This is a genomic window from Micromonospora echinofusca, from assembly GCF_900091445.1.
GTDB lineage: Bacteria > Actinomycetota > Actinomycetes > Mycobacteriales > Micromonosporaceae > Micromonospora > Micromonospora echinofusca.
Map to the genome: position 1 here is coordinate 5,936,305 of NZ_LT607733.1, position 12,538 is coordinate 5,948,842.

The following is a 12,538-nucleotide window of genomic DNA, read 5'->3' on the forward strand; positions in this document are numbered from 1 at the left end:
CAGGTTCTCCTGGTACTGCCGGCCGGCGGCCTCGCTCTGCGCCGACCAGACCACGATCCGGGGTTGTGACCGCACCGGCTGCGGTACGCGCGCCGGAGGCTCCTCGATGACCACGTGGGCGTTCGTGCCCCCCACGCCGAAGGAGCTGACCCCGCCGACCAGGGGCACTCCGGGGGCCCGGGTCAGCGGCGTGAGCCGGTCGGCGATGACGAACGGCGTCGAGTCCAGGTGCAGCTTGGGGTTCGCCTCCTGGAAGTTCACCGTGCCCGGGAGAGCACCGTGCCGGAGGGCGAGGACGCCCTTGATCAGCGAGGCGATACCCGCCGCGTGACCGAGATGTCCGATGCTCGACTTGACCGAACCGAGCGCGACTGTGGTCCCGGCGTCGTCACCCACCGCCTGCAGTGCGCGATGCAGCGCCGCCACCTCGATCGGGTCCCCGAGTGGGGTGCCGGTGGCGTGACACTCGACGAACGCCAGTTCACTCGCGGACACCTCGGCCATGGCGAACGCCTCGGCCAGCATCGTCGCCTGGCCGATGACGGAGGGGGCGGTGAAACCGGCCTTCGCCGATCCGTCGTTGTTGAGCGCGGTGCCCCGCAGGACGGCGTGCACGGTGTCGCCGTCGGCGAGCGCGTCACTGAGTCGCTTGAGCACCACGGCGCCCGCGCCGGTGGAGAAGAGCGTGCCGTCGGCCTTGCCGTCGAAGGGTCGCACGTGGCCGTCGCGGGAGAAGGGGCTGCCCTGGGCCCACAGATAGCCGTGCCCGAACGGCATCTCCACCTCGGCGCCACCGGCGACAGCCAGGTCACACTCCCCGTTGCGCAGCGCCTGGCTGGCCAGGTGCACGGCGACCAGGGAACTCGAACAGGCCGTGGAGACGGAGATCGCCGCCCCCCGCAGGTTCATCTTGTACGCGGCGGTGATCGCGACGTAGTCGGTGTTGTTCAGGGAGGTCAGCGCGAAGCTCGTGCTGGCCGAGGCGTCACTGTTAAGGCCCAGGTTGTCGACGTACCGGTTGGTGCCGGCGGAGCCGTAGACCGCGATGGTCGCCTCTTCGCGGTACGGGTCGTAGCCGGAGTGCTCCAGCGCCGCGTGTGCGCTCTCCAGGAACATCCGGATCTGCGGGTCGGTGAAGTCGGCTTCCTTCGGGGTGTAGCCGAAGAGCGCCGAGTCGAAGTCCTGGACCCCCGGGGCGGTGGCCACCGCCTTGACGTAGTCCGGGTGCCGCAGCATCTCCTCCGAGACCCCGTACGCGCGCAGTTCGTCGTCCGTGGGGAACTGGACGCTCTCCACCCCGTCACGCAGGTTGGCCCAGTACTGGTCGAGATCCGCCGCTCCCGGGAATCGGGCAGCCATCCCGACGATCGCGATGTGGTGCCGGTCGCTCATGACATGTCCCTTCGCAATGTCTCGCGTATCCGCAGCCGGCGCGCGGAGTCCAGGGAGACTGGTCGCCTGACGGAACGGACCTCGACCGCTGTCTCCTGCTCGCCCGCGACATACGCGGCGAGCGATCGAACCGTCGGAAGTTCGAAGAGTTTGAGCACCGGCACGGGGCGTCCGAGGCGCTCCTCCAGTGCCTGCTGTACGCCGATCGCCAGCAGCGAGGTGCCACCGAGGTCGAAGAAGTTGACCTCGCGGCCGACCTGCGCGACGCCCAGCACGTCCTGCCAGGTGCGGGCGATCGTCTCCTCGACAGCCGTGGCGTAGACCGGGGCGGCGGTCTCCTCCGAGGCTCCGTCGACGCCCGGCCGCCACGCCGGCAGGCGGGTCCGGTCCGGCTTGCCGTTGGCCGTCAACGGCAGGTGGTGCAACCGCACCACTCCCGCCGGCAGCATGTGCGCCGGCAGCAGGATGCGCAGGTCCGCTCGCAGCTGGGCGGTGGACACGGCCTGGCCGTCCACGGAGGTGAGATAGCTGACCAGGCGTGCCTCGTCACCCGAGCCGACCAGCACGGTGACGCAGTCGGTCACGTACGACAGGCTCCGGGCCGCCACGTCCACGTCCTGGAGCTCGACCCGGTATCCGGCGATCTTGACCTGGCCGTCGTCCCGGCCGAGCACCTCGATCATGCCGTCCGGCAGCGTCCGTCCCAGGTCGCCGGTGTGGTATTCCGGACCGCACCCGTCGGCGAGCGCCTCGCCCCGTACCACGATGCGACCGCGCTCCCCCACCGCGGCGGGGCGGCCGTGCCCGCCCAGCACGACGACGCCGCCGCCGTGGATGCCGGTGTCGACCGGTATCCGGCGATCCGGTCGACCCACCGGCTGACCCGGCCGGATCGCCGACCAGGCCGCGACCTGCGGGGTTTCGGTGGCCCCGTAGGCGTTGACCACCGTCACCCCCGGGGCCGACCGTCGGATGGCGGTGACGTCGCCGGCGAAGAGCTGGTCGCCCGCGACGACGGCGAGCCGCAGGTGCGGCAGCGGCAGGTCCGCGACCAGGAGCAGCCGCAGCAGCTGCGGCGTCAGGTGGACGACGGTGACGCGCTCCCGGACGAGCCAGGCGTGCAGCTCGTGTGGGGAGCGGATCACCTCCTCGGGCGGTACGCAGAGCGTCGCACCGACGGTCAGCGGCGCGAAGACGTCCCGCAGCAACGGGTCGTGGCCGAGACCGGAGAGCAGGGCGAACCGGTCGGCCGGCCCGAGGCCGAACTCCGCGGTGTAGCGGGCCAGGAAGTGGGCCAGCGGTGCGTCGCCAGCCCGCACGACGCGCGGTCTGCCCGTCGTGCCCGAGGTGAAACCCACGTGACCGGCCGGGCCGGCCACCGGGGAGAACTGGCCACCGCCCCGGACCGGACCGACCTGGATCACGGTCGGCGCGATCGCGGCGAGAGCGGACGGCAGATCACCGTCGACGAGGACGGCTCGGGCCTGCGCGATCTCGCGGAGTTGCGCCACCAGCCGGGCGGGCGGATATCCAGGGTCCAGCACGCAGAACCGCGCGCCGATCGACGAGACGGCCAGCAGCGCCGCGACCAGTGCGACGCCGCGCGGCGCGAACACCGCCACGAGGTCTCGACGGTGTACCTCGCCGAGCGACAGGTCCTGGGCGATGGCGCTGACCCAGTCGCCGAGCTCGCGGTAGGTGAGCGTGCCGCCGGACGCGCTCAGGGCCGTCGCCTCCGGCGCGCGCTGCGACTGCTCCGCGAAGCGGGTGCTGACCACGACCTTCTCGGCGTGGTCCAGCTTCGGGGTCAGGGGCGCGGCAGGTGCCGGCGCGCCGCCACCGACGCCCAGGACCTGCCGGTCGAACGGCATCTCGGGGTCGGTCGACATCGCCGACAGGATCTCGATGAACTGGTCGAGCAGTTCCGCGCCGAGGCGGGGCTCGATCGTCGCCCGGTCGTGCACGACGGTCACCGCGATCCGGTCACCGAGGTCGGTGAGGTAGACGTTCAGGTCGAAGATCGCCCCCGCCGGGTCCTGGTCGACGACGCGGGTGGTGAGGCCGGGCAGCTCCGGGGGGATGTCCGGGCCGCCGAGGAAGTTGAACCAGGAGGTGAAGGACAGGTCCGTCCCGCGCCTGCGCAGATGGTGGTGCAGCACCTCGAAGGGCACGTCCGCGTTGGCGGCCGCGTGCGCGACCGCCGCTCTCGCCGCGCGGATCAGGTCCGCGTACGACGGCGCCTCGGGCACGGTCACCCGCAGCGCGGCGGTGCTGACGAAGAACCCCACGAGCGATTCCGTGCCCGGCACGGTACGGGCACCGAACGGTGCCCCGATCAGGGCCTCGTCCTGCCCGCTCCACCGGCGCAGCAGGCCGGCGTAGGCGGCCAGCAGCGTCACGAACATGGTGCTGCGGTACTCGGTCGCCAGCTCCCTGAGCTCGGCCGTCCGGTCCGCGTCGAGGTGCCGGCGATGGGTGACCGTCCCGGGCACGGCGTCGGCCGGGGCCGGGAAGCGCTCCGCCGGGACGCAGCCGTCCAGCCGATCGACGAGTTCGGCGAGCTGCCCCTCGTAGGCTCCGGCCGCGAAGCGGCGAGCCTGCCAGGCGCTGTAGTCGAGATAGGTCAACGAGCCCGGTGGATCGGCCGGTGGAGGGTCTGCGGCAACGGCGGCCCGGTAGTGCCGGCCGAGGTCGTCGAGGATGATCCGGACGCTCTGCCCGTCGGCGACGAGATGATGCAGGGTGAGCACCAGCCGGGAGTCCGCGCCGGGCAGCCGGACCAGGGCGGCCCGCAGCATCGGCGGCCGGGCCAGGTCGAACGGACGCCGGATCTCGGCGTTGATCCACTCCTCGGCCTCCTGCGGACCGGCCACCTCGACCTGGCGCAACGGCGGTGTGGCCAGGTCCCGCACCCGCTGCCGGGCCCGGCCGTCGTGGACCTCGAACGCCGTACGCAGGGCGCCGTGACGGCGAACCAGACCGGCGACGGCGGCAGCCAACGCGGGCACGTCCACCTGTCCGTGCAGGGCGAGGACGATCGGGATGTTGTACGCCGAGGAAGCCTTGTCCGTCTTGTCCAGCAGCCAGAGTCGCTGCTGTTCGGGAGCGAGCGGACCGACCAGGGCGGCCGTGTCGACCGGGACCGGCTCGGCGGCGACGGCCCGGCTGACCAGCCCGGCCAGCTCTCCGAAGGTGGGCTGGGTGAAGAGCACACCGGGCGGCAGTTCCACGCCCAGCTCGGTCCGGACCCGGATCACCAGTTCCGCCGCCCGGAGCGAATCCCCACCGCAGTCGAAGAAGTCGTCGGTGCCGCGTACCCGGTCGGCGGCGAGCAGTTGCGACCAGATCCGCCGCAGCGCCTCGCGGGGACCGTGCCCGGCATCCTCGGCCGGCACCGCCTCGAACCCTCCGGCTGCCACCTCGGACCGCAACGCGGTGAGGTCGACCTTGCCGCCCGAGGTCGTCGGCAGAACCGGCACGACAGCCATCACGGTCGGCACCATCGCCCGGGGCAGACGAGCGGCGACCCACCGACGTACCTCGGCGACATCCAGCTCGGTGCCCGGATCGGCCGAGACCAGGTAGGCCGCGAGCACCGTCCGTGCGTCGTGTTCGAGCAGGTCCACCCGGGCCGCGCCCACGCCCGGACAGTCGGCCAGGACGGTCTGCACCTCCGCGAGACTCACCCGGACGCCGTTGACCTTGACCACGTCGTCCAGGCGCCCCAGGTGTACCAGGACGTCGTCGGCGTCGTAGTTGACCAGGTCCCCGGTGCGGTAGAGGCGGGCTCCCGGCGGCCCGTGCGGAGCGGGCACGAAGCGGGCCGCGGTCGCGGCCGGATCGCCCAGGTATCCGCGCGCTACCTGGCCGCCACCGAGGTACAGCTCACCGTGCCGCACCGGCTGCAGGTCCTCGTCCAGCACCAGCACCTCGGTCGAGGCGAAGGCTGTGCCGATCGGCACGCTGCCCTGGGAGTAGCCGGCGTCGACGTCCGTCTCGTACCAGGTGTTGTCGACCGTGACCTCGGTGAGACCGCAGGTGTTGAAGATCCGGACACCCGGGCCGGTGACCGCACGGGCCGCGCGGTACTCGGCACCGGACCAGAGCTCGCCACCGACGACGAGGTGGGTCAGGCAGTCCAGCCGTTCCCCGGCAGCCGCCAGGTGGGCGACGAGCGGGCGGAGCACCGACGGGGTGATCTCGACGTACTCGACGTCGGCGGCGCGGATGAGCCGGACCAGGTCCGGCGGGCTGAGCACCGTCTGCTCGGGGCACATCACCAGGCATCCGCCGGTGAGCAGGGTACGCGCGACGTCGGCGGTGGCGACGTCGAAGCCGAAGCCGGCGAGCTGGAGGACCCTGGTCACCTTCTCCCCCACCCCGTACAGCCGGCGGTAGGAGTCGACCAGGGACAGCAGGGACCGGTGGCTGACGGCGACGGCCTTCGGCTGGCCGGTCGAACCGGAGGTGTGGATGACGTAGGCCAGGTTGTCGGGGTGGACCGGTGCCGCCGGCGACGCCGCCGCCCTGTCACAGACGTCGGCTGCGCCACGCTCGTCGTCCCCCGCGCACCGCTCGTCGATGACGAGCGTGGGAGCGCCCAGCGCGTCCGCTCGCCGGCGCAGTCCCGACTCGGTGAGGACGGCGGCCGGTCGCAGCTTGCCGCCGATCGACCGCAGCCTCCTACGCGGCGTGTGCGGGTCCAGGGCGATGTAGGCGGCGCCTGACTGCCAGACACCGAGTACGCACGCCGGCAGCGCGGCCGAACGATCCACCATGACCGCGACGAGCGACTCCGGGCCGACCCCCAGGTCGCGCAGCAGTCCCGCCACCGCGTCCGCGCGGCGGTCGAGTTCCGCGTAGGTCAGGATCCGCTGACCGTCGACCACCGCCGGTGCGCCCGGCCGGTCCGCGACGACCGCGCGGAATTGGCTGTGGCAACTCACCGGCTGTCGGTCCCGCCAACGCACCACTCGAGGACCGCCTTCGCGCTGTGGAACTTCTGCTCCGCCTGCCGGAAGGCGATGCTGGCCGGCCCGTCGAGGACCGCGCTGGTCACTTCCTCGCCGCGGTGTGCCGGAAGGTCGTGCATGAACACCGCCTCCGGGTACCGGGCCATCAGTTCACCGTCGACCTGGAACGGCGCGAACGTGTCCCGCCAGTTCGGATCCGGCTTGGACGTCCCCGTCGTCTGCCAGCGCGTGGTGTAGACGACGTCGACCTCGGACGGCCCGGCCGCCAGCTCGTGCGTCTCGGTGATGCTGCTGGCGTTGGTCTCCGCCGCGCGCTGGGCGCGGGCGAGCAGCGCCGGGTCCATCCCGTATCCCCGGGGGGTGGCCAGGCAGAGACTGACGTCGCGGAACCGGGCCAGCGCGAGAGCCAGCGCGGCAGCGGTGTTGTTGCCCTCGCCCACGTACAGGATCCGGATGCCGTCGACCCGCCCGAACTGCAACTCGATCATGGAGAGGTCCGCGATGGCCTGGGTCGGGTGTTCGTCGGCCGTCATCGCGTTCACCACGGCCATGCCGTCCTGCGCGGTGAGGGCGGCCAGTTCGGCCGGGTCGCCGGCGGTACGGACCACCAGCGCGTCCAGCATCATGCCGAGCACCCGGGCCGTGTCGGCCATGGTCTCGCCCGTGTTCAGCTGCAGATCGTGCGGACCGTAGGCGATGTGGGACGCGCCGAGCCGCAGCGCCGCCGACGCGAAGGCCGTCCGGGTCCGGGTCGAGGTCGCACGGAAGTAACTGCCAACGACCCGGCCGCGAAGCGGCTGCCCGACGGCCTCACCTTGCTCCGCGTACCACGCGGATCGCCGGACAAGCCGGTACAACTCGTCATCGCTCAGATTGTCAACCGAGGTGAGGTGCCGCACGCCGTACAGCCTGGCCGAGCGATGACCGGGCATCAACGCCACCGGAGAACGTTGGCGAGAAGTCGTCACCACCTTGACCAGCCCAGACGGATCACATCATCCCGACGCACGCCTGAAGCGAACCCAGTGGCCCCGGCCTGGCGGTCCAGCGGTCCAGCGGTGAAGGACGGATGCCGGACCTCAGCGCCGACGGAGGCGCTGCGCGCGCTGACCCGGCCTTGTCTCGTCATGGCGTTCGGGGCGGATCTCATCACGCCCCCGCAGAGCGGACGTGACGTCGAAGAGACCGACTGGAAGGCTGGCCGCGCTGGTCTTAGGCTGTCGCGGCGCTGGTCTCAGGCCGTCGCCGCGCGCAGGCAGACGGCTCCGCCCGGGGCGCAGCCCATACGATCAGGGGAAGAACCATGGCGTTGAGCCGAGAGACCTACAACTACCGCGATGGCCGTGTCGGCATCGCGATCGACTCTTCACCCGAGTACGGCAGCCCGGCCATCTGGCCCTCGGTCGGCGAGTATCCGATCTACGATCCGTACCTCTACTACGCGATGAGCAACGACACCGTCCGGAACGACGCCTTCCGGGCGGCGCTGCTGCCGGCCTGCCCGGGTCGCCGGGTGCTCGACATCGGCACCGGCGAGAACGTCCACTGGGCGCTGGAGGCCGCCCGTCAGGGAGCCCAGAGTGTCGTCGCCCTGGAAGCCATGCCCCGCAGCCACGCCGTGGCGACGAAGCGGCTGGCCCAGGCACCGGAACGCGAGAAGGTCGACCTCCGCTACGGCGTCTCCTTCGACCACGACCTCGACCCCCGAGCGGACGTCTGCGTCGCCGAGCTCATTGGCTCGTTCGCCAGCTCGGAGGGAATGCTGGCGGCGATGGCGGACGCCCACGCACGGCTGCTGAACCCCGGCGCGGTGGTCGTCCCGGCCGCCTGCGACACGCTCGTCGCCCCGGTCTCCCTGCGCGATCTCTTCCCGGCGGGCCTCGCCTTCTCCAGCGACGCGCTACCGTATCTGCGGCAGATCTTCGATTTCAACGGCGGCCCCTTCGACCTCCGCCTGACGGTCGTCAACCCCGATCCGGGCTGCGTGCTGTCGAGCGGCGGGGTCGTGGAGCAGCTCCGGTTCGATCGTGCGGAGCCACTCGACGCCACGACCGAGGTGGAGCTCCGGATCGAGCGGGCCGGAAGGGTCGACGGGCTGCTGTGCTGGATTCGGCTGGACGCCGGTCCCGGCGCAGACACGACGATCGACTCGCTCCTGGACAAGACCAACTGGACGCCCGCCTACCTTCCGTTGTTCGATGAGAGCCTCGACGTGTGCGAGGGCGACGTCGTCACGGTGAGCTTCGAACGCCGGACGAGCCCCGACGGCGTCCATCCCGATTACCTCGTAGACGCCACGCTGACCAGATCCCTCGGCGTCGTTTCGGGCAGCTTCGTGTCGTGCTACCGGGGGCGGTCGTTCGGCACCGCTGCCGTCTACCGGGAACTCTTCTCGTCCTGACCGCCTGCCGGTCGCTGGCCTCGGCCTCTCACGCCGCTGTGGCTCGACAGTGCACGTGCCCGAGGAGTTCCGGGCGACCTTGCGGCAGACTTGGACCTTGTGCCAACTCAGCCGCTGCTTCGCAAGGTTCGCTTCGAGATCCGTCCGTGGGGCCAGGGTCCCGACCCGGCGCGCGAGTTATTGCCGTACGCCGACAACGTGAGCTTGGTGGACCTGGTTTCGGGCTTCGAGCACGCCGCTGGCCACGATGTGCCCGGCGCCTATGCCGGAATCGTTCTCGATCACTTCAACTTCGGTGACCTGGCTGCCTACCTCACCGGACGATCGGACTCCGCCTACCGGTCCAGGCAAGGCGTGATCGCCCTACTCGGTTGCGACTGCGGCGAGGTCGGCTGCTGGCCCCTGGAAGCGCAGGTGGTTACTACCGAGGACTCGGTGATGTGGCGCGGCTTCTCCCAGCCCTACCGCCCCCAGCGCGACTATGGGGACTTCGGCCCCTTCGTGTTCCGTCGGGACCAGTACGAGCGCGCAGTTCGCGAGGCGATGGCCGCCAGCCTGCCCCCATCCCCCCGATAGGGTGTCAACGCGGGGCTGTTCGGTGACGACCTGGACGCGGTCGCCAACCGGCTGGACGAGGCGTTCGCGGCACGGGATGCGGATCATTTGCGGACTGGCACCACGGACGGTGCACCGTGACCGACCTCGGGAAACGGCGAAGCCCAGGTCGTTGACCTGGGCTTCTGTACCGAGCCGCCTGACGGAATCGAACCGTCGACCTACGCATTACGAGTGCGTCGCTCTAGCCGACTGAGCTAAGGCGGCAACGATCAGCAAGTGTACGGCACGACCCGCCCGCCGATCGAACGGGATCCCCATCCGGACATCCGGCCCCGATCCGTCGTCCGCCGGACAGCGACCGCCGCCGGCCGGGACTACGCTGCGGCGGGTGAACGACGATCGCGCCCCCGCCGCGGATCCGCAGGACGCCGCGGCGGTGAGCCCGCACGCGAGCGAGGCGGCCGGCGGGCGGACCGCGCGCCGGCCGCGTGGCGTCGACCCCCGGGAGCTGGGCTTCACCCCACGCAGGCCGGTGCCGTGGCTCGCGCCGTTCCTGCTGGTCAGCACCGGCATCCGCACACTGCTGGCGATGCTCTTCGGGGCGTACCTGGACAAGCGGGAGCTGCAGAACTCCCTCGACGCGGGCATCGCGCGACAGGTCGGGCCGGACGGCGGGCTCTGGCTGGACTACGTGGCCGACCTGGGCGACGGTTTCAACGCCACCTACTCGGTGGCCTACCTGATCGCCCAGCCGGAGCTGGAGGTGGACGGGCACCGCCTGCCCCGCGCGCAGACCCTGGTGATGGGCGGCGACCAGGTCTATCCGTCGGCGGCCTTCGAGGCGTACGAGGACCGCTGCAAGGGGCCCTACCAGGCCGCGCTGCCGGTCACCCCGCCCGAGCGGCCCACGCTGTTCGCGGTACCCGGCAACCACGACTGGTACGACGGCCTGACCGCCTTCCTGAGGCTCTTCGTCCGCTCCCGGGACCGGCACTTCGGCGGCTGGGACACGGGCCAGTCCCGCTCGTACTTCGCGGTGGAGCTGCCCGCCGGCTGGTGGCTGCTCGGCCTCGACGACCAGTCCGGCTCGTACCTGGACGATCCGCAGCTCACCTACTTCGACCGGGTCGCCGAGCGGCTGGGCCCCGAGAGCCGGGTGATCCTGGCCGTGCCGGCGCCGACGTGGGTCAAGGCCGTCGACCAGCCCACGGCGTACGACTCGATCGACTACTTCGTCCGCACCATCGTCGCGCCCACCGGCGCCCAGGTGCGGCTGCTGATCTCCGGCGACCTGCACCACTACGCCCGCTACGCCGGCCCGGACCGGCAGCTGATCACCTGCGGGGGCGGTGGCGCGTACCTCTACCCGACGCACAAGCTCCCGGAGCGCATCGAGGTGCCGCCGCGCGACACCCTCGCCCGGCGGGCCAGTGCCTCCCACCCGTACGAGTTGGCCGGCCGCTACCCGGACGCCGCCCGCTCCCGGCGGTACGCCTGGGGCATCTTCCCCCGCCTGCCGCTGCGCAACCCGGGCTTCACCACGCTGCTGGGCACCCTGCACACGCTGCTGATGCTGGCGATGGCCGGCGTCGCAAGCAACCCGGAGGGCATCGAGCAGCGGCTGTTCAGCGTGCCGCTGATGGTGATGCTGATCGTCACGATGCTCGGCGCCGCGTTCTTCGCCAAGCCGCCCAGCTCCGGCGGCAAGCGGCACGCCCGGCACTGGATCCTCGGCGTGGGCCACGGCCTGGCCCAGATCGGGCTGGGTGCCGCCGGCACCTGGGCCTGGCTGGCCCTGCCCTTCTACGACTGGCCGTGGCCACTGCCGGCCGTCGCCGCGGCGGTGCTCTACGGTCCGGTGATCGGGCTGGTGTCGAGCCAGTTGGTGGCCGCGTACCTGCTGGTGGCGGGCGCGTTCGGGGTGAACGTCAACGAACTCTTCGCAGGGCAGGGCATCGAGGACGCGAAGGCGTTCCTGCGGCTGCGCATCGACCCCGACGGCACCCTGACGATCTACCCCATCGCCGTCGACCGGGTCGCCCGCGACTGGCAGGTCAACCCGGACCAGTCCGCCGAGGCTTCCTGGCTGGCCCCGAGGCAGCCGCTGCGCCCCCGCCTGGCCGAGCCGCCCACCACCCTCACCCCCTGACGGGGAACGCTGCGGCCCGAACCGGCCGTCGCCCTGTCCCGCCGGCACTCGACTGCCAAGGGCGGGGCGGGATCACCGCCGTCGGCGCCGACGTACGTCGGTCATCGCGCTGCGCCCGCCGGACCTGTCTGGTCACGGCCTTCGTAGGCGCGGCGGGAACCGCAGACGTCGGCGCGGGAGCACATGGAGCGCGAGCCGTCGGCGTCCAGGCGTACGGTCACGGCGTCTCTCGGGACGCTGTGGCCGACCACGCGGCCGTCCCCTTCCGGCGTGGTGACGCGGGTGCCGACCGCCGGGGCGGTCTCCTGGAACTTGGCGTAGAGGGGATGTTCGTACTTCAGGCAGCACATGAGCCGGCCGCACGCGCCGGAGATGCGCAGCGGGTTGAGCGGCAGGTCCTGGTCCTTCGCCATCCGGATGGTGACCGGCTCGAAGTCGGTGAGGAAGGTGGCGCAGCAGAGGTCCCGGCCGCAGGAGCCGATGCCGCCCTGCACCCGCGCCGAGTCCCGGGCGGAGAGCTGGCGCAGCTCGACCCGGCAGTGCAGGGTCGCGCCGAGGTCCCGCACCAGCGCGCGGAAGTCCACCCGGTGCGGGGCCGTGAAGTAGATGGTGCTCCGCTCGCCGCCGCCCTCGGCGGCTCCGAGGACGTGGTCGATCGCCACCACCTTCATCGGCAGGGCGTGCTCACGGATCAGCCGCTTCGCCGCGACCTTGGCCTCGGCCTTGCGGCGGCGCACCGTCTCGTCGCGGCGCAGGTCGTCCTCACCGGCCAGGCCGGCCAGCCGGGGAAAGCCGTCGGTCTCCTCGGTGACCCACTGCGCCGCCCAGACGCACTCGGCCACCTCCGGCCCGTCGTCGGTCGGCACCAGCACCTTGTCGCCGACCTGGGGCCGCAGCTCGCCCGGGTCCAGGTAGTAGAGGCGCCCGTACCGCTGGAAGCTGACCGCGCAGAGCATGCCCATGTCTGACACCCTACGACGCGCGGGCCGGGGCGGCCCGGCCGGCCGTCGCGGCCCGGCTACGGTGCGCAGCCATCCACGCCCGCCGAATCGGCGTGGTGCGGCG

General features: G+C 71.8%; 7 protein-coding genes and 1 tRNA gene (1 of these 8 cut by a window edge). 3 read left to right on the plus strand and 5 right to left on the minus strand.

Going from position 1 to position 12,538, the window contains the following annotated elements; all coding sequences use genetic code 11:
- The 3 genes in view from GA0070610_RS25445 to GA0070610_RS25455 are tightly spaced (each overlapping or abutting the next) and all read right to left on the minus strand, a layout consistent with a single transcriptional unit that may run on beyond the window.
- Window positions 1-1,392, minus strand: partial view of a type I polyketide synthase gene (locus GA0070610_RS25445; RefSeq protein ID WP_089002382.1) — the 5' portion only. It extends 3,885 nt beyond the left edge of the window; only the first 1,392 of its 5,277 coding nucleotides appear in the window; the start codon lies at window positions 1,390-1,392; its stop codon lies beyond the left edge, outside the window.
- Entirely contained in the window at window positions 1,389-6,338 is a 4,950-nt protein-coding gene (locus GA0070610_RS25450) for a non-ribosomal peptide synthetase (RefSeq protein WP_172896593.1), read from the minus strand. Before GA0070610_RS25450 ends, GA0070610_RS25445 begins: the two co-directional genes overlap by 4 nt.
- Window positions 6,335-7,297 (minus strand): ornithine carbamoyltransferase, encoded by a 963-nt coding sequence (locus GA0070610_RS25455; RefSeq protein WP_089002384.1) that lies wholly within the window; start codon window positions 7,295-7,297, stop codon window positions 6,335-6,337. The genes GA0070610_RS25450 and GA0070610_RS25455 overlap by 4 nt, the downstream gene beginning before the upstream one ends.
- Window positions 7,298-7,668: 371 nt before the next feature.
- Between GA0070610_RS25455 and GA0070610_RS25460 the strand changes: the two genes are divergently transcribed.
- Both GA0070610_RS25460 and GA0070610_RS25465 read left to right on the plus strand, forming a co-directional pair.
- Complete coding sequence (locus GA0070610_RS25460; RefSeq protein WP_089002385.1) at window positions 7,669-8,766, plus strand: SAM-dependent methyltransferase; 1,098 nt, start codon at window positions 7,669-7,671, stop codon at window positions 8,764-8,766.
- Between the two features lie 99 nt (window positions 8,767-8,865).
- The gene (locus tag GA0070610_RS25465) at window positions 8,866-9,342 is read left to right on the plus strand and encodes a hypothetical protein (protein ID WP_231925809.1); all 477 of its coding nucleotides are present in this window, start codon (window positions 8,866-8,868) and stop codon (window positions 9,340-9,342) included.
- A gap of 172 nt (window positions 9,343-9,514) precedes the next feature.
- On the opposite strand, the gene GA0070610_RS25470 is transcribed toward GA0070610_RS25465, so the two are convergent.
- Window positions 9,515-9,588, minus strand: a tRNA-Thr gene (locus GA0070610_RS25470).
- A gap of 46 nt (window positions 9,589-9,634) precedes the next feature.
- Here GA0070610_RS25470 and GA0070610_RS25475 point away from each other — a divergent pair.
- Complete coding sequence (locus tag GA0070610_RS25475) at window positions 9,635-11,473, plus strand: metallophosphoesterase family protein (protein ID WP_392567343.1); 1,839 nt, start codon at window positions 9,635-9,637, stop codon at window positions 11,471-11,473.
- A 101-nt stretch (window positions 11,474-11,574) separates the two neighbouring features.
- Here the strand turns inward: GA0070610_RS25475 and GA0070610_RS25480 are convergent, their stop codons facing one another.
- Window positions 11,575-12,435, minus strand: coding sequence for a PSP1 domain-containing protein (locus tag GA0070610_RS25480; RefSeq protein WP_089002386.1), 861 nt, complete (start codon window positions 12,433-12,435; stop codon window positions 11,575-11,577).
- Window positions 12,436-12,538 lie beyond the last annotated feature (103 nt).